Here is a 17,926-nt window from a genome sequence, read left to right as displayed (position 1 = left end):
CGGGTTAGCCGGCCGCCCTGATGTAACCGCTTGAACTGAGCTTCACACGGGCACAGCATTGGTCGGTGACTTCGGCGTTGCTTCCGGTGCTCGTGGCCCTGACGGAAAGGCGGCTCACAAGTTCCCCTCCGCTGCGGGCCTCACGCTCGGAGACTTTGTGGCTGAACGAGATGGAGCTCATGCCGCCCGCGGGGAGGTCGCCCATGTCGAAAGGTGACGTGATGGCGGCGAAGATGACGGCGCCTACCTCAGTTGTGGCCTCGAGGGGGCGTGCCGGAAGCAGGCTGGTATCCAGCAGCGTCTCTACGTCATCGTTAAGGATGTTCGCGGTGAAAGTTACCACTTGGCCCGCGCACGCCTCCAGGACATCCGGCGTGTAGACCAAGGTCAGACTTGCGAGGGTGTCGGGAGTTGCAGCCTGCGGCGGCGGGGCGTCGGCGCTGGCGGCAAAGTCAGACGCCAGGTTCCCGAGCCGTGACAGCCAAAGCGAAACAGTGGCGATCGGAAGCCCCAGTAGCTCGGCCATTTCCTCAGGACAATACCCATCACCCAGGGCCACCATGAATTGGTCATAGATGGTCCGGCGTGCAATCGTCTCCGGCACGCGGAATTCCCCCTGCTTACTGCTTTTTGAATGCCTCCTGCCCTAGCCACGGTATAGCTCGGAGCTAGGCCCCGGCAAGGTGGGCCTGGGGTTGGTATCCGGAGGTCCGGGCGGGGGCTTGGTATCCTGTGGGCCCAAAAGGCCAGTCCTTTCGCGTCCCGCTGAGGGAGACGATGGCATCGTGCTCATCGAGCACTGCGAGGCCGCGGCACGTACCGCGCACCTGCATGGCACTGATGATGCTGCCGCCGTGAACGTGATCGGATTCCGTCACCAAATAGGAAAAACTGCGCATGACTGACTGGCCCGGGGCCAGGAGTCCGATGCGAAGGTCCCGTTCCACCGGCTCCGACGTGTATGCCAGCATCTCCATCCCCTCATTTGTGAAGGACCTTGGCACCAGTGTGATATCCCGGACGTGACTTGTGGAGTCGTTGGTGATCCAAGCCGTAAAGATGACGGTATCGCCGGGTATGGCCACTGGCCGGTCCGCTCCGTAGACGAGGGCGACATGCCCCGCGTTCTTCTTCCGGGCCAACGGCCCTGAACGATTGGTGGGCAAAGACCGGACAATCTCGTTCTGTTGTTCGAGCAGGTTCTTGTGGGTGGCACGCATTAATTTCAGGAAAGGGCGTGGGCGCCTGACGACCATGGATCCTCGCTTGGCTTCTGGGGATGGGAAGTTCTCGCCTAACAAGTAATGCGAGGGCCCGGATCGTGATGCGAAAAACCAAGTTCACTACAGGGCAGCGGTCGCGGATTCAAGTCACACAGCTTGTGATGGCACACTATTGTTTATGGATCAAGTATTAGCGGGTGGGGCCGGAGGGGCGTCCCTGACTTCCGCAGAGGCCTCAGGCAGTGATCCCCAGATCATCTCGTTGGTTCGGCAAGGCGTCACGGAGGCCTTCGATGTGCTCTATCAACGGCACCTGAAAGTTGCCCAGTACGTTGCCCGTGCACAGACTGACAACCCAAGTGACGCCGATGACGTTGTTGCCGAGTCATTCGCCGCCATCTTCCAGCTGTTGAAGGAAGGCAAGGGCCCAAAGGAGTTCTTCCGTTCGTACCTCCTGACCGTGGTGCGGCGCACTGCCCACGACAGGAATCGCAAGGCCCGCCGGATGCCAACCGCGGCGGATGACGCCATTCTCGATTCTCCGGTGCTGGATGATGACCCCGTCATCGGCGATCTCGAGTCCACCATCATGGCCAAGGCGTTCAAATCGCTGCCTGAGCGCTGGCAGGCCGTGCTGTGGCACTTGGATATCGAGGGGTTGAAACCCTCGCAGGCCGCGCCCTTCGTCGGGCTCACGCCAAATGGCGTTTCGTCCTTGGCTATCCGGGCCAGGGAGGGCCTTCGGCAGGCCTACTTGCAGCACCACATCAGCCAGACAGTCGACCGGGCCTGTGACGAGTACGCCAGCCAGCTGGGTAAGTATGCCCGGAGCGCGCTGAAGCGCACTTCGCAGGAAAAGGTCGCGGCACACCTGGATAGTTGTGCCAAGTGCACCGCCCTGCTGATTGAACTCAACGATGTCCAAGGCGGCATGCGTGCCATCCTGTTCCCTCTGTTCACTGGGCTGGCCTTCACACCTGGTGCCATTGCCGCTATCGGAGCCGGAGCAATGTCCGGGAGTGCATCTTCGGGTGCCGGCAGCACCGCAGTGCCGGGCAATGCTTCCACGGCGGGACTCCGTGGGATCAGCAAAGCATGGCAGCTGACGGCGTCGATTGTCTTGGGAGCAGTCGCGCTGGCCGGACTCCTTGTCTGGTTGTTGCAGATGAATACCGGTTCACAATCGACAGTTGAAAACCAGGCAGTTGCCACTGTTCCTCCAGTACAGGAGTCGGCAGCTCCGCTTGAGTCGGCAAGGCCGTCTGTTGAGCCCAGCGCCGCAGCGGAGGACCCAGAACCGGTTCCCGAATCGGACCTGCCTGTGGCAGCAGCGCCGGAACCACCCGCCGTCGTGGTTCCCTCGGCGGCGACACCCTCGCGGGGTGCCGTTGTGGTGGGCTCCGGTACGGTGTTTTCGACGACGGCGCCTGCAGCATCCGCTCCGGCGGCGGCTCCGAGCCAAACGGTTGATGCGACGTTCAGTGCCGTTGTTGGTTCCACCCCAGCAGACAGGGAGCTTCGGGTGGCCTTCTCCCTCCAAGGCGACGGAACTCCGACGTCGGCCGAGGCTGTCTTTGCGTTGCCGGATCAGTCGACGTTCGTGGCCGGCAGTACATTGGCTCCGGCGGGATGGACATGCGCCGCCACCGATACCACGATGCGTCGGATTCGATGCACCGCTGACTCCCTTGACCGCGGGAATCTCGCGTTCAAGCTGGGTGTATCCATGCCTGCGAAGGCCAACAGTGGAACACTGAACTACCTTTTCGGCGGGCAGAATATCGTCACCAAGGCGTTTGCGAACCAGTACGGATAAGCGTCCCTGGCCGAGCATCTAAGCGGTTCAAAAATCTTTCAAAAAATTCTTTTGTTTTTCGCGTCACGAACTGACGGCAACCTCCACTAGGCGTTTGGGTCACCGCGTATCGGGGTCCCCGCTGAACAGCCTGGGCTTTCAGCGACACGAATCGTCTGTTGCGCGTACTGGACTACTGGTGAGTAGCCAAACGGGACGTCGAAGCCCTCCTAGGGCCGGCGCCCCGTGTGACCGAAAGAAAACAAGAGAACCCATGAAACACACACGTCCACAGAAACTGCTGGCGGCTGTCGTCGCTACAGCAGTGATGTCATTGGGGGTAGGTGGCGCTTTGGCCCCGCCCTCCTTGGCGACTGTCCCGGGGTCGCCGGGAATTACCCAACCAGGAACTCCGGTCTACACGGAGGACTTCTCCAACCAAGACGCCACCGGCGGCGCCATCAGCCTCCTCAATTACACGGGCGGGGCGAAGGCGGCCAATGAAACGTACACGGCTGACACCCCGTACACGCCAGCTGGCGGGCAGTGCGACGGGTGGATCCTGAATTCATCCACCCCACTGCCCACGTCGGACGCCGGCTGTGTCAATAACCAGCCTGATGGCTGGGCACAGATTCGTGACATGGCCGTCAAACTGGGCCTTGCGCAGGGAATGACAGCAGCAGAGGCCGCCAAAAACCAGGTCCTGTCTGAGTACACCAACGCAAGCAACGGCAGGATCACGGCTGGAACAGAATTCCGCACGAAGTCCAACACGATCCCGGCCATTGCCGGCCACTACTACGCTGTTTCGGCCTACTTTGCGCAGGTCAACTGTCACGCCGCCCATGCCAAGGAGACATTCAGCCTCCTCGTCAACGGCACACCACTTGTCCTGGGTACCGGGCTGGATCCCTGTGGAACCAACACCACCAACGGTGGAGTCACCGAAATCACCAAACTGCAGTCCGGGGCCTACCAGGTCCCGCAAGGCACGACTCCTTCGCTGGGCCTGGAAGTGCGCAACGAAGCCACCAGTGGCTCGGGCAACGACGTCGCTTTCGACCTTCCCCAGATCGTGGACGTTACCCCGCAACTGGACAAGTCGTTCTCTCCCGCGCTCATTGGGCCCGGTGGAACCTCCACGTTGACGCTCACGGTCACAAACACCGATGACGTCAAGGCAAAGACCGACTGGTCCATCACGGATACCCTTCCTGCCGGGCTGAAAATCGCAAACGCGCCGAACATTGGCGGCACTTGTGTCCAAGCCGCGGGAACCAACCCGTTTATTCGGACCGCCGTTGCAGGCAGTGACGTCCTCACCGTAACCGGTGGCGACCTGGCTGACGCCATGGCTTCGTGCACCATCACTGTGGACGTCACGGCTGCGGCCGAGGGCACCTACGTCAATGGTCCGGCCAACATCGTCACCAACCTGAACCCTCCGGCAGATGCCACCCTGGTGGTCAAGGCCCCGCGCCTGCAACTGAGCAAGGCGCTGGACGCCACCCGCCTGATGGATTCGGACCAGTTCACCACTGAAATCCGTACCGGATCCGCGACGGGACCTGTTGTCAGCAACACTGCCAATGCGACGACGTCGGGTACGGGATCCACTGTTACTGCGGGTACGGGTGTTACCGGAAAATACGTCGCTGACGCAGGTGCAACGTACTACCTGACGGAGTCCGGAACCAACCTGTCCGGCTACAGCAAGGTGATCAGCTGTGTTGACGCCAACGGACTCCAGGCAGGCTTGCCCACCGGCGCCGTCGTAAATGGCGCTTACTCCCTGGTGCCGGTTGCTGGCGCCGACATCAGTTGTGTTCTCACTAATACGGCCGTACCGGCACCGGAACTGGCATTGACCAAGTCCGCTGACGCTTCGGCTATCAACTCACCGGCGGTTGTTGGTGACAAGATCACCTATACCTTCACATCGAAGAACACGGGCAACGTACCGCTGACGGGTGTCACCATCAACGACCCCCTGGCTGGACTGTCCCCGCTCGCCTACACGTGGCCGGGAACTCCTGGCACCTTGCTGCCGGGTGAAACCGTGACCGCAATGGCTACATATGCCATCACGCAGGCCGACATCGATGCCGGACACGTGGCCAACCTTGCCACCACCACGGGTAATCCTCCGACAGGTCCTCCTGTTACCCCGCCGCCTGCAGGTACCGATACCCCGCTGACCCCGGCTCCGGCCATGGAGTTCAGCAAGTCCGCTGACGCTTCGGCCATCCAGTCGCCGTCGGTTGTGGGTGACAAGATCACCTACACCTTTGCCGCGAAGAACAGCGGCAATGTGTCCCTGAGCAACGTTTCCATCAACGACCCGTTGGCTGGCTTGTCTGCTTTGACGTACACCTGGCCTGGTGTCGCAGGAACCCTCCTGCCCGGACAGACCGTCACAGCTACCGCAACGTACGCCATCACGCAGGCCGACATCAATGCCGGCCATGTCGCCAACACGGCGACTACCACTGGTACTCCGCCCACGGGCCCCGCGGTAACCCCGCCCCCGGCTGGTACGGACACCCCGCTGACTCCGGCTCCGGCCATGGAGTTCAGCAAGACTGCTGACGCTTCGGCTATCCAGTCGCCGTCGGTTGTTGGTGACAAGATCACCTACACCTTCACCTCGAAGAACACCGGCAACGTTCCGCTGACCAACGTCTCCATCAACGATCCGTTGGCTGGGCTGTCGGCTCTGACCTACACCTGGCCCGGCACTCCCGGCGAGTTGCTTCCCGGCCAGACCGTAACGGCCACGGCAACGTACGCCATCACGCAGGCCGACATTACGGCCGGCCACGTCGCAAACTCTGCAACGACCACGGGCACGCCGCCCACTGGCCCTCCGGTGACTCCTCCTCCTGGAACCACCGATACGCCGCTGACGTCGACTCCGGCCATGCAGTTCAGCAAGTCCGCTGATGCTTCGGCTATCCAGGATCCGTCTGTTGTTGGCGACGTGATCACCTACACCTTCACCTCGAAGAACAGCGGCAATGTCCCGTTGACCAACGTGTCCATCAACGACCCCTTGGTTGGGCTTTCGCCGCTGGTTTACACCTGGCCCGGAACCCCGGGCGAGCTGCTTCCCGGCCAAACCGTGACCGCTACGGCAACGTACGCCATCACCCAGGCTGACATCGACGCCGGTCACGTCGCCAATGCGGCAACCACAACCGGCACACCGCCATCAGGACCGTCCGTAACGCCTCCTCCGGGAACCACGGATACCCCGTTGACCCCGGCTCCGGCCATGAAGTTCAGCAAGTCCGCTGACGCGTCCGCAATCCAGAACCCGTCTGTTGTGGGTGACAAGGTCACCTACACGTTCACGTCCACGAACACGGGCAACGTGAAGCTCACCGGCGTCGTCATTGATGACCCGCTGGCGGGTCTGTCGGCTTTGACCTACACCTGGCCGGGTGCTGCGGGCGAACTGCTTCCGGGCCAGTCGGTGACGGCTACGGCAACGTATGCCATCACACAGGCTGATATCGACGCCGGTCACGTAGCGAACGTTTCTACGACCACTGGTACTCCGCCCACCGGTCCCGCGGTAACCCCGCCCCCGGCTGGTACGGACACTCCGTTGACGGCCGGTCCGGCCATGGAGTTGACCAAGTCTGCTGATGCTTCGGCTATCCAGTCGCCGTCGGTTGTAGGTGACAAGATCACTTACACCTTCACCTCGAAGAACACGGGTAACGTGAAGCTCACCGGTGTGGTCATCAACGATCCCTTGGCGGGTCTGTCGGCATTGACCTACACCTGGCCAGGTGCTGCGGGCGAACTGCTTCCGGGCCAATCGGTGACGGCTACGGCAACGTACGCCATCACGCAGGCTGATATCGACGCCGGTCACGTAGCAAACGTTGCTACCACCACTGGTACTCCGCCCACCGGTCCCGCGGTAACCCCGCCTCCGGCCGGTACGGACACTCCGTTGACTCCTGGCCCTGCCTTGACGTTCACCAAGTCCGCCGACGCTTCGGCAATCCAGGATCCTTCGCAGGTTGGTGACGTCATTACGTACACCTTCACCTCGAAGAACACGGGCAATGTGAAGCTCACCGGTGTGGTCATCAACGACCCGCTTCCGGGCCTCTCGGCATTGACCTACACCTGGCCGGGTGCTGCGGGCGAACTGCTTCCGGGCCAGACGGTGACGGCTACGGCAACATACGCGGTTACACAGGCTGATATCGACGCAGGTCACGTGGCCAACAGTGCTACGACAACCGGAACGCCTCCCACTGGCCCTCCGGTGACGCCTCCTCCGGGAACGACGGATACCCCGTTGATTCCGGCTCCGGCGATGAAGTTCACTAAGTCCGCTGATGCTTCGGCTATCCAGTCGCCGTCGGTTGTGGGTGACCAGATCACCTACACGTTTACGTCCAAGAACATAGGCAACGTCAAGCTCACCGGTGTGGTGATTGATGATCCACTGGCTGGCCTGTCTGCACTGACGTACAGCTGGCCCGGAACTCCAGGGGAGCTGCTGCCCGGCGAGACTGTGACGGCTACGGCAACGTACGCAGTGACACAGGCTGATATCGACGCCGGTCACGTCGCCAATGGCGCGACCACCACAGGCACTCCGCCGGTTGGTCCGCCTGTCACGCCTCCTCCGGGAACCACGGATACTCCGTTGACCCCGGCTCCGGCCATGGAGTTCAGCAAGACTGCTGACGCTTCAGCCATCCAGGATCCGTCTGTTGTGGGTGACCAGATCACCTACACGTTCACCTCGAAGAACACGGGCAATGTGAAGCTCACCGGTGTGGTCATCAATGACCCGCTTCCGGGCCTTTCGGCATTGACCTACAGCTGGCCGGGCACGCCCGGCGAGTTGCTTCCGGGCCAGACGGTCAGCGCTGCGGCAACGTACGCGATCACGCAGGCTGACATCGATGCAGGCCATGTTGCCAACACCGCAACCACCACGGGAACCCCGCCCACAGGGCCCGCAGTGACGCCTCCTCCGGCTGGCACGGATACTCCGTTGACCCCGGCTCCGGCCATGGAGTTCAGCAAGACCGCTGATGCCTCGGCTGTCCAGGATCCTTCCAAGGTTGGTGACGTCATTACGTACACCTTCACCTCGAAGAACTCCGGCAATGTGAAGCTCACCGGTGTCGTCATCAACGACCCGCTTCCGGGCCTCTCGGCATTGACCTACACCTGGCCGGGTACCCCCGGCGAGTTGCTGCCCGGTCAGACGGTGACGGCTACGGCAACGTACAGCATCACGCAGGCTGACATCGACGCCGGACACGTTGCCAACGCGGCGACCACCACGGGAACCCCGCCCACGGGGCCCGCAGTGACGCCTCCGCCGGGAACCACGGATACTCCGTTGACCCCGGCTCCGGCCATGGAGTTCAGCAAGACTGCCGATGCTTCGGCTGTCCAGGATCCTTCCAAGGTTGGTGACGTCATTACGTACACCTTCACTTCGAAGAACTCCGGCAATGTGAAGCTCACCAACGTTTCCATCACGGATCCGCTGGCTGGCCTCTCGGCACTGACCTACACCTGGCCCGGTACCCCGGGCGAGTTGCTGCCCGGTCAGACGGTGACGGCTACGGCGACGTACGCGATTACGCAGGCTGATATCGACGCCGGACATATTGCGAACAGCGCCACGACCACCGGTACGCCTCCCACGGGGACGCCTGTCACGCCTCCTCCGGGAACCACGGATACCCCGTTGACCCCGGCTCCGGCCATGGCATTCACCAAGACAGCAGACGCTTCCGGTATTCAGAACCCGTCGGTTGTAGGCGATCGCATCGTCTATACCTTCACGGCCAAGAACACGGGAAACGTCACGCTGACTAACGTGTCGGTCACCGACCCGCTGGCTGGTCTCTCGGCTCTGACGTACACCTGGCCTGGAGCGGCAGGAACACTCCTGCCCGGTCAGACCGTGACGGCTACGGCAACGTATGCCATCACGCAGGCCGATATTGAAGCCGGCCATGTTGCGAACAGCGCTACGACCACCGGTACTCCGCCGGTTGGACCGCCCGTGACGCCTCCGCCGGGAACGACGGATACTCCGCTGACCCCGGCTCCGGCGATGCAGTTCACCAAGAGCTCGGATGCCTCCGCCGTTCAGAACCCTGCAGTTGTTGGCGATACCATCACCTACAACTTCACGGCCAAGAACACGGGCAATGTGAAGCTCACCAACGTTTCCATCACGGATCCGCTGGCTGGTCTCTCGGCCCTGACGTACAGCTGGCCGGGTACTCCGGGCGAGTTGCAGCCAGGCCAAACGGTGACGGCTACGGCAACCTACGCGATTACCCAAGCTGACATCAACGCAGGCCACGTGGTTAACGCTGCGACCACTACAGGCACTCCGCCGGTTGGTCCGCCTGTCACGCCTCCTCCGGGAACCACGGACACCCCGTTGACCCCGGCTCCGGCGATGCAGTTCACCAAGATGGCAGATGCCTCAGCCGTTCAGGACCCGTCTGTCGCAGGCGACAAAATCACCTACACGTTCACGGCCAAGAACTCCGGCAACGTGAAGCTCACCAACGTCTCCATCACGGATCCGCTGGCTGGTCTTTCGGCGCTGGACTACACCTGGCCCGGTACTCCGGGCGAGTTGCAGCCAGGCCAGACGGTGACGGCCACGGCAACGTACGCGATCACGCAGGCTGATATCGACGCCGGTCACGTCGCCAATGCGGCGACCACCACCGGCACTCCGCCCACCGGTCCGCCGGTGACGCCTCCTCCGGGAACCACGGACACCCCGTTGACCCCGAAGCCGGCCATGGAGTTCAGCAAGACTGCTGATGCCTCAGCCGTCCAGCATCCTTCCAAGGTTGGCGACGTCATCTCGTATGCCTTCTCCGCGAAGAATACCGGCAACGTCACGCTGAAGAACGTCTCCATCACGGATCCGATGTCGGGGTTGTCTGCCCTGGCGTACACCTGGCCGGGCACTCCTGGCGAGTTGCTTCCGGGCCAGTCGGTGACGGCGACGGCGACGTACAGCATCACGCTGGCTGATATCGACGCCGGCCACGTGGCGAACGCTGCCACCACAACAGGTACTCCGCCCACCGGTCCGCCGGTAACGCCTCCTCCGGGAACAACGGACACCCCGCTGACCCCGGCTCCGGCCATGGAGTTCACTAAGTCGGCGGACAGCTCGGCTGTTCAGAACCCGACTGTTGCAGGCGACAAGATCACCTACAACTTCACGGCGAAGAACACCGGCAACGTGACCCTGACCAACGTATCCATCACGGATCCGCTGGCTGGCCTCTCGGCACTGACCTACACCTGGCCCGGCGTTGCAGGAACACTGCTTCCCGGAGAGACCGTGACGGCTACGGCAACGTATGCCATCACCCAGGCTGATATCGACGCTGGGCATGTCGCGAACAGCGCCACGACCACCGGTACTCCGCCGGTCGGACCCCCTGTGACGCCTCCTCCGGGCGAGACGGACACCCCGTTGACCCCGGCTCCGGCGATGACCTTCACAAAGACGGCAGACGCTTCGGCGGTTCAGTCGCCGTCAAAGGTTGGGGATCGGATCACCTACAACTTCACGGCCAAGAACACCGGCAACGTGAAGCTCACCAAGGTATCCATCACGGATCCGTTGGCTGGTCTCTCGGCTCTGACGTACACATGGCCTGGTACTCCGGGCGAGTTGCTGCCGGGCCAGACGGTGACGGCTACGGCGACGTATGCAATTACCCAGGCGGACATCAACGCTGGTCATGTTGCCAACAGCGCCACCACCACCGGTACGCCTCCAACGGGAACGCCCGTTACTCCTCCTCCGGGAGAGACGGACACACCGCTAACGCCAAACTCGGGCTTGGAGTTCTCCAAGACGGCCGACGCTTCAGGGGTGGGGGACCCCACACACGTTGGAGACGTGATCATCTACAAGTTCACGATCAAGAACACCGGGAATGTGCCGTTGACCGGCGTCGCTGTCAACGATCCCATGGTGGGCCTCTCGGCATTGACCTACGCCTGGCCAGGGGTGGCAGGAACACTGCTTCCCGGGGAAACGGTGACAGCTACGGCGACGTACGCGATCACCCAGGCCGACATCAACGCCGGTGAAGTTGCCAACACGGCAACCGCATCGGGTAGGCCCCCGGTGGGACCCCCTGTCGCCACACCACCTGCAAGTGTTGTTGTGACCTTCCCGCCGGTGGTTCCGAGCCAACCCGGAGGTTCGCTGGCCAGCACGGGAGTTGTCCTCACCGTGTTGCCCATTAGCCTCCTGGTTGTTGGCGCGGGGCTGTTCCTGTTCCTTGTTGGACGCCGCAGGCGTTCCGAGGCATAGGACAAAAAGTGCGCGGCAATCGGGGCCCCAACCCCGGTTGCCGCGCATTTCATGAACGAATAAAACCCAGAAGAACCAGGAAGCCAGACCATGAAGAAGACAGTCGCATGCATTGCGGGTTTGCTGGTTTCGGCGGCCGCACTCGCTGGTTGCTCGTCGTCCCCGAGCAACGAAGCGGGCACATCGCCGTCGTCAACCACAACCCAAGCCGCCACCACAGGTGAGGCGAAACCTGCCAACCCGGGCGTCGGGATTATCGAGGCCACCACGATGACGTCCTGCGATACCGCGCCGGGAAAGGTGACAGCCAAAGGGACCGTCACACCTCCCGAGGGAACCAAGGGCGCGGTGAAGATCACCGTTAGCTGGGTGGATCCGTCCACCTCGGCGGTTCTGGCCCGCGGCGAGCAGACCTTCAAGGACGCGCAGCCAGGCAAGGCCCTCGACTGGGTTACCAGCAGCGAAGTGACCAAGCCTGCCGCCGCGATCAAGTGTGTTTTGGGCGCCACAGTGGTGTAGTTGGCCCCATTTATTGGGGGGGGCGGCCGATCAGGTAGTTGTTACCTGGTCGGCCGTTTCTTTTGCCACTGCGCCGCGTGCCAGAACAGGAGGGCGGCAGTGAGCAGGACCGCAGCCAGCAGCGCATACGGCGCGTTGGACAGCATCAGGAAGTTCAGTTGGGCGGACTCGGGCTCCTGGCTGGGTGTCGGGCTGATGATCGCTGAGGTGGCCGTGGTCAACGCCCACGCTCCGAACCACGCCAGGCCTACATTCAAAACCCACAGCGCAACGACGAATGGATTGATGGATGGGCGGGACCTCTCCGGGTCAACAGGCTCGGGTGCGTGCGGGCTGATCGCCGTGACGGCCTTGCCGTTCTCGTCAATCTCGCGGAAGCCGATGCGCTCGTGAACGTGGTCCTTCATGGGATCCCCCAGCCCGTGGCCGTTGATGTTCTCTGCACTCTACCCCGTCTGGTCGCACTCAGGATGGTGATCCCTCCGCGCTTCCACGTCAACAAAATCGGCCAACATTGTGCACTTCGGCCGGTGCCAAACAAAGTCAATGACGTACCCGCACGGCAAAAAACCGCAAGAAACCGCCTTCCAAGCGAAATAGGTCACAAAAGTTTGACGGAAAGGCTTACCTAAGTAAGGCTTGCCTTGCTAACAAGCGCCCCAATGCAATGGAAGGAAGCTGACGTGACGTCACCAAGTGTCGAAGAGCGGATCGCTCAGGAGCAGGATTTTGGCTCCAAAGTGGAACTGGCCCTCGCCGCCACCAACCAGCTGTTCAACGCAAGAAATTCGCCCAGTTACGTCGCGCAGGTTCTGCAAGGAGTCAACGCTGTCTCCACCAAAGTGCAGCGGACCGCCAAGCCGTTCACCGGCGTCGGGCATGCTGAGCTGAAAGCGAAGGTTGGCGCCGTCGACCTCGAACGCCCACTGCCTGATACGGCAGCGGCCCTTGAGGAACTCGACGAGCTGTACCTCAAGGACGCCATCTACTTCCACGACGCCCGCTATGCGGCCCACCTTAACTGCCCGGTCGTCATCCCGGCGCTGGTTGGTGAGGCTGTTCTCTCGGCAGTGAACTCCTCCATGGACACCTGGGACCAGAGTGCGGGTGCCACCATGATCGAGCGCCGCCTGATCGACTGGACCGCTGAGCGCATCGGCTTCACCGCCGACGCCGATGGCGTGTTCACCTCGGGTGGCAGCCAGTCCAACTTCCAGGCCCTTCTGATGGCGCGCAACCACGCGGTGGCCGCCCTGCGTGTCGGTAACCCTGACGCCCGTCTGCCGCACTTGCTTGACCGTCTCCGGATTTTCACCTCTGCCGACAGCCACTTCAGCATCCAGAAGTCCGCGTCCATGCTGGGCCTGGGCTTCGACGCCGTTGTTGCCATTCCCACTGCCGAAGACCACCGCATGGACCCCACCGCCCTTGCGGCTGCTTTGGCTGAAGCGCACGACGCCGGGCTGGTGCCGATGGCGGTTGTGGCCACCGCCGGGACCACGGACTTCGGTTCGGTTGACCCGCTTACCGAGCTCGCCGCACTGGTGCGCGCTTACGATTCGTGGCTGCACGTTGACGCCGCCTACGGGGGAGGGCTCATTGTTTCGGGTCGCCACCGGCACCTCCTGGACGGGATCCACCTGGCCGACTCCGTCACGGTGGACTTCCACAAGACGTTCTTCCAGCCGGTCAGCTCCAGCGCTGTGCTGGTCCGCAACGGCTCCATGCTGGGACACGTCACCTACTACGCGGACTACCTCAATCCTGAGAGCGCCGCCAAGGCCGAGATCCCCAACCAAGTGGACAAGAGCATCCAGACCACGCGACGCTTCGACGCCCTCAAGCTCTGGCTGACCTTGCGGATCATGGGTGCCGACGCCATCGGAGCGCTTTTCGATGAAGCGATCGACCTCACCGCCCGGGTAGGTACGTTGCTGGCCGACGACGGCGATTTCGAGCTCGCTGCTCCACCACAGTTGAGCACCCTGGTGTTCCGTTACCGCCCGGTGGTTAACGGTCTGGTCATCTATGAAGACGCGGCCGATGCCATCAATCCCGCGATCCGCGCAGCGATTTTCGCCTCGGGTGACGCTGTGGTGGCGGGCACCAAGGTGGCTGGCCGCCACTACCTCAAGTTCACCCTCCTCAACGCTGAGGCCTCCCTGCAGGACATCCAGGAAATCATCGAACTCATTCGCAGGACGGGCGCCAGTCTCCTCGCAAACACCACGGAGGCCGCCGCATGAGCACCCCAAACAACGGCAGGATTTACGACGTCGCAGGTATCGGCGTCGGGCCCTTCAACCTGGGCCTGGCGGCACTTAGCGAGCCGGTGGCGGATCTCGATTGCGTGTTCCTGGACCGCCGCGATTCCTTCGACTGGCACCCGGGCATGATGCTGGAGCCGGCACACCTGCAGGTTCCCTTCATGGCGGACCTCGTGACCCTCGCCGATCCGACGTCGCCTTTCTCTTTCCTGAATTTCCTGAAGCAGACCGGACGCTTGTACCGCTTCTATATCCGCGAGAACTTCTACCCCCTGCGCGCGGAGTACAACCAGTACTGCCAGTGGGTGGCGGGCCAGCTGGAGTCTGTTCGTTTTAGCACAGATGTGCTTGATGTGAGCTACGACGACGGCGTGTACCACCTTTCCGTTCAGGGTCCCCAGGGCGTTGAGGTGCTTCGCGCCCGGAAACTGGTCCTTGGCACAGGCACATCGCCCTATGTCCCGGACGCCTGTGCAGGAATAGTGGACGCCGGGGGACTGGTCCTCCACAACGCCGACTACCTGTCGAGGAAGAGTGAGTTGCAGTCCAAGCGCAGCATCACCATCGTGGGCAGCGGCCAGAGTGCGGCCGAGCTGTACTACGAACTCCTTCAGGAAATTGATGTCTACGGCTACCAGCTCAACTGGGTAACCCGTTCCGGCCGCTTCTTCCCGCTCGAATACACCAAACTCACGCTGGAGATGACCTCGCCGGAGTACGTGGACTACTTCCATTCGCTCCCCGGCGAGCAGCGCGACCACCTGATCAAGAACCAGAAGAACCTGTACAAGGGCATCAACTCGGACCTGATTGACGACATCTACGATCTCCTCTACACCAAGAGTCTCTCCGGCATGGTGGACACCCAGCTGCACACGCACTCGTCGTTGACTGCAGCCGAGTGGGACGGCTCCACCGGCACCCACACACTCCAGCTTCACCATGAAGAACACGGGCGGGACTACACCCTGGAGTCTGAAGCCGTAGTGCTCGCCACCGGCTACAGCTACAAGGAACCCGCCTTCCTGGCAGGGATCCAGGAACGAATCCGCCGCGACTCCAAAGGCCGTTTCGACGTCGAGCGCAACTACGGAACCGGCGTCGAACCCGGCGAAATCTTTGTCCAGAACGCCGAGCTCCACACGCACGGTTTCGTCACCCCGGACCTGGGCATGGCCGCCTACCGCAACTCCTGCATTCTGCGCGAAATCACCGGTCGCGAGGTCTACCCAATCGAGCGCAGCATCGCATTCCAGCAATTTGGCGCACCGGCTCCCGTGGCGGCCAGCCTGCCGGAGACAACTGGAGCAACCGTATGAGTTTCACATTTCGGCCCGTGGATCCCGTGGCCGATGCACCTGTCCTCCACAGCTGGGTCAGCCAGGAGTACGCCCGCTTTTGGGGCATGGTGTCGGCCACCGAACAGGACGTAGTGGAGGAGTACTCGCGAATAGCCGGATCGGACCACCACCAGGCGTTCTTAGGGCTCGACGACGGCGCCCCCGCCTTCCTGATGGAACGGTACCGCCCGGAATCGTCGCCTTTGGCGGACGCCTACGAAGTCCAAGCCGGCGACGTCGGAATGCACCTGCTCGTGTCCCCACCCAGCCGGGAACCGCAGCCGGGCTACACCACCGCCGTTATGCAGTCCGTCATGACGGAACTGTTCGATGACCCTGCAACCCAGCGGGTCGTCGTCGAGCCTGACGCCCGGAACCACAAGATCCACGTGCTCAACGAAAAGGTGGGCTTCAGGCCACACGGCGTGGTGAGGCTGCCCGCCGTCGATCCTGCCGAAGACCACAAAATGGGGCTCCTGAGCTTCTGCACCCGCGAGGATTTCCTCGCAACCCTGACCCCGATCCTGGCCGCGACTGCCGCGCCAACCAGAGGAGAATCCCTGTGACCACCACTGCCGATAACGTGACCACCGCGGCCGCTGCCTCGGTGTCCCACCTGACGCCCGAGCGCTGGGCCATTGCCAACCGGCACGTGGTCCGCAAGGCGATTGCCGAGTTTTCACACGAACGGATTCTGGTCCCGGAGTTGATCCGGGAGGAAGGCGCCGACGTCGGCCTGTACAAGGTGGTGAGCGACGACGACACCGTGGAGTACCGCTTCCGGGCGCGCGTCCTGCAGCTGGAGCACTGGTCTGTTGTCGCGGACTCCATCGTTCGGTTGCGGGATGGCCAGGAGCTTGGGGTGGACGCCTTGGACTTCATCGCCGAATTCCACGAAGCACTCGCCATCCGCCAGGAAATGTTGCCCGTTTACCTCGAGGAAATCAGCAGCACGCTGGCCAGCCACGCGTACAAGCAAGGCAAGCCGTTCTCCTCCGCGCAACTGGCGGCAGGCGTCAGCGGAGGCGCGTATCGTGCCCTTGACTTCCAAGCCATCGAGCACAGCATGACTGAGGGTCACCCCTGCTTCGTGGCCAACAATGGCCGGCTGGGATTCGGGATCGCGGACTACCATGCGTTCGCGCCGGAAACCGGCGCCACTGTGAAGCTGCAGTGGATCGCCGTGCATCGCAGCAAGGCAGTATTTACCTCGAGCGCCGGGCTGGATTACCGCACGCACTTCGAAGCTGAACTCGGGCCGGCCACGTTGGCTTGGTTCAACGCGGAGCTTTCCGCGTCAGGGCTGGATCCGGAGGACTACCTCCTCATGCCCGTCCACCCATGGCAGTGGGACAACAAGCTCACCGTGACGTTCGCGGCAGAAATCGCCCAGCGCCACATCGTGAACCTTGGCACCGGTGAGGATTCCTACCAGGCACAGCAGTCCATCCGGACGTTCTTCAATACCGACCACCCAGAGAAGGCCTACGTCAAAACGGCCATGTCCGTGCTGAACATGGGCTTCATGCGTGGTTTGTCACCGCAATACATGAAGGCAACACCTGCCATCAACGATTGGCTGCAGGAACTGATCGGCAATGACCAGGAGCTCCAGAACCGGGGCCTGGCCATGATCCGTGAAACAGCGGCCATCGGCTATCACAACCACTATTACGAGGCTGCTTCGGCCAAGGGTTCGCCTTACCGCAAGATGCTCTCGGCCCTGTGGAGGGAAAGTCCACTGCCGTTGCTCAAGGACGGGCAGCAGTTGGCCACTATGGCGTCGCTGCTGCACGTTGATGGCACGGGCCAGTCCATGGTTTCCGCCCTCATTGCGCGATCTGGGCTGGCTCCCACCGAGTGGCTGCGCCGCTACTTCGAGGCGTATCTTGTGCCGCTGCTTCACTGCCTCTACCAGTACGAACTCGCGTTCATGCCGCACGGCGAAAACGTCATCCTGATCCTTGAGGACGGTGTGCCGGTACGGGCGATCATGAAGGACATTGCCGAGGAAATCGTGGTGATGGGGGACCGGCTGGAACTGCCGGAAGAGGTTTCGCGCATCAAGGCCGAAATCCCGGCCGAGGAAATGGTCCTGGCCATATTCACCGATGTTTTCGACTGCATCTTCCGCTTCCTGGGAGCAATCCTTGTGGAGGACGGGACGCTGGGCGAGGACGGGTTCTGGGGCACTGCCGCAACTGTCGTGAAGGAGTACCAGGAGCGTCACCCGGAGCTCGCGGACCAGTTCGCCATGCACGATCTGTTTGCTCCGGACTTCGAACTGTCATGCCTCAATCGGCTTCAGCTGCGGAACAACCAGCAAATGCTGGACATCTCGGATCCATCGGGCGGGCTGCAGATGGCGGGGCGCCTGGCCAACCCCTTGGCGAAGTTCGCCTGACACCCCGCGAGGGGTTAGC

Annotated in this window: 10 protein-coding genes; 7 read left to right on the top strand and 3 right to left on the bottom strand. The window is 62.3% G+C overall.

Translation table 11 applies throughout. From position 1 onward, the window contains the following. Positions 1 to 4: 4 nt before the first annotated feature. Positions 5 to 604, bottom strand: coding sequence for a hypothetical protein (locus tag LRQ04_RS11450; RefSeq protein ID WP_235520282.1), 600 nt, complete (start codon positions 602 to 604; stop codon positions 5 to 7). Positions 605 to 668: 64 nt separating this feature from the next. After that, the gene (locus LRQ04_RS11445) at positions 669 to 1,220 is read right to left on the bottom strand and encodes a hypothetical protein (RefSeq protein ID WP_235520281.1); all 552 of its coding nucleotides are present in this window, start codon (positions 1,218 to 1,220) and stop codon (positions 669 to 671) included. Positions 1,221 to 1,401: 181 nt separating this feature from the next. Here LRQ04_RS11445 and LRQ04_RS11440 point away from each other — a divergent pair, with 181 nt between their 5' ends. From LRQ04_RS11440 to LRQ04_RS11430, 3 genes are all read left to right on the top strand, one after another. Continuing rightward, positions 1,402 to 3,039: a sigma-70 family RNA polymerase sigma factor gene (locus LRQ04_RS11440; protein WP_235520280.1), complete on the top strand. Its 1,638-nt coding sequence runs from the start codon at positions 1,402 to 1,404 to the stop codon at positions 3,037 to 3,039. A gap of 253 nt (positions 3,040 to 3,292) precedes the next feature. Next, positions 3,293 to 11,377, top strand: a complete 8,085-nt coding sequence (locus LRQ04_RS11435) for a DUF11 domain-containing protein (protein ID WP_235520279.1) — start codon at positions 3,293 to 3,295, stop codon at positions 11,375 to 11,377. Positions 11,378 to 11,467: 90 nt separating this feature from the next. Next, positions 11,468 to 11,896 (top strand): hypothetical protein, encoded by a 429-nt coding sequence (locus tag LRQ04_RS11430; RefSeq protein ID WP_235520278.1) that lies wholly within the window; start codon positions 11,468 to 11,470, stop codon positions 11,894 to 11,896. Positions 11,897 to 11,937: 41 nt separating this feature from the next. On the opposite strand, the gene LRQ04_RS11425 is transcribed toward LRQ04_RS11430, so the two are convergent. Beyond that, complete coding sequence (locus LRQ04_RS11425; protein WP_235520277.1) at positions 11,938 to 12,303, bottom strand: hypothetical protein; 366 nt, start codon at positions 12,301 to 12,303, stop codon at positions 11,938 to 11,940. Positions 12,304 to 12,579: 276 nt separating this feature from the next. Here LRQ04_RS11425 and LRQ04_RS11420 point away from each other — a divergent pair, with 276 nt between their 5' ends. Genes LRQ04_RS11420 through LRQ04_RS11405 form a run of 4 tightly spaced genes read left to right on the top strand, consistent with a single transcriptional unit; the run spans position 12,580 to position 17,907 of the window. Further along, complete coding sequence (locus LRQ04_RS11420) at positions 12,580 to 14,142, top strand: aspartate aminotransferase family protein (RefSeq protein WP_235520276.1); 1,563 nt, start codon at positions 12,580 to 12,582, stop codon at positions 14,140 to 14,142. After that, positions 14,139 to 15,482 carry a lysine N(6)-hydroxylase/L-ornithine N(5)-oxygenase family protein gene (locus LRQ04_RS11415; protein ID WP_235520275.1) on the top strand — a complete coding sequence of 448 codons (1,344 nt, stop codon included), beginning with the start codon at positions 14,139 to 14,141 and terminating at the stop codon, positions 15,480 to 15,482. The genes LRQ04_RS11420 and LRQ04_RS11415 overlap by 4 nt, the downstream gene beginning before the upstream one ends. Continuing rightward, complete coding sequence (locus LRQ04_RS11410; RefSeq protein ID WP_235520274.1) at positions 15,479 to 16,069, top strand: GNAT family N-acetyltransferase; 591 nt, start codon at positions 15,479 to 15,481, stop codon at positions 16,067 to 16,069. Before LRQ04_RS11415 ends, LRQ04_RS11410 begins: the two co-directional genes overlap by 4 nt. Beyond that, entirely contained in the window at positions 16,066 to 17,907 is a 1,842-nt protein-coding gene (locus LRQ04_RS11405) for an IucA/IucC family siderophore biosynthesis protein (RefSeq protein ID WP_235520273.1), read from the top strand. The genes LRQ04_RS11410 and LRQ04_RS11405 overlap by 4 nt, the downstream gene beginning before the upstream one ends. Positions 17,908 to 17,926: the final 19 nt, after the last annotated feature.

This window comes from Paenarthrobacter sp. AR 02 (genome assembly GCF_021538675.1).
Lineage (GTDB): Bacteria > Actinomycetota > Actinomycetes > Actinomycetales > Micrococcaceae > Arthrobacter.
The sequence above is the reverse complement of the archived record's forward strand: the minus strand, read 5'-3'. Positions and strand labels throughout refer to the sequence as shown.

Excerpts from the sequence above, each read along its gene's own strand:
- LRQ04_RS11445 (WP_235520281.1), bottom strand. The coding sequence starts at position 1,220 with ATGCGTGCCACCCACAAGAACCTGCTCGAACAACAGAACGAGATTGTC.
- LRQ04_RS11440 (WP_235520280.1), top strand. The coding sequence starts at position 1,402 with ATGGATCAAGTATTAGCGGGTGGGGCCGGAGGGGCGTCCCTGACTTCC.
- LRQ04_RS11435 (WP_235520279.1), top strand. The coding sequence starts at position 3,293 with ATGAAACACACACGTCCACAGAAACTGCTGGCGGCTGTCGTCGCTACA.
- LRQ04_RS11430 (WP_235520278.1), top strand. The coding sequence starts at position 11,468 with ATGAAGAAGACAGTCGCATGCATTGCGGGTTTGCTGGTTTCGGCGGCC.
- LRQ04_RS11425 (WP_235520277.1), bottom strand. The coding sequence starts at position 12,303 with ATGAAGGACCACGTTCACGAGCGCATCGGCTTCCGCGAGATTGACGAG.
- LRQ04_RS11415 (WP_235520275.1), top strand. The coding sequence starts at position 14,139 with ATGAGCACCCCAAACAACGGCAGGATTTACGACGTCGCAGGTATCGGC.
- LRQ04_RS11410 (WP_235520274.1), top strand. The coding sequence starts at position 15,479 with ATGAGTTTCACATTTCGGCCCGTGGATCCCGTGGCCGATGCACCTGTC.